Below are 323 nucleotides of genomic sequence, written 5' to 3'. Positions count from 1 at the left end.
ACCCTGAACTGGTTACCCAAACAATTCCAACCCCTAAATACTTGGCAAACCCTTCGGCGATTTGAGAATAGATTGAGTTTGTGCTGCAAATAAACATGACGCGCTTCATAAATAACGACAGAAGTTTATTGCAATCAACTAACGATAAGGACTGACGCAGCGAGGATCTCGTAGAGTCGCCTTCTCTGGCTCTCGCGGAAACCACATCGCGGTACGTTTACAAAATTCAACCAACATCAACATCACAGGCACTTCAATTAGCACGCCAACAACGGTTGCTAAAGCCGCACCAGAGTTCAACCCAAACAACACAACAGCGGTGG

1 pseudogene is annotated in these 323 nt (G+C 46.1%); it reads right to left on the bottom strand.

Features of this window, described 5'->3' with window-relative positions:
* Positions 1–138 precede the first annotated feature (138 nt).
* Positions 139–323 (bottom strand): annotated as a pseudogene (locus tag KQX66_RS36965) (arsenical-resistance protein); the annotation flags it as partial.

The organism is Paenibacillus oleatilyticus (assembly GCF_018998565.1).
In the GTDB taxonomy this organism is placed as follows: Bacteria; Bacillota; Bacilli; order Paenibacillales; family NBRC-103111; genus Paenibacillus_G; species Paenibacillus_G oleatilyticus.
This window is presented reverse-complemented; position numbering and strand designations above follow the sequence as displayed.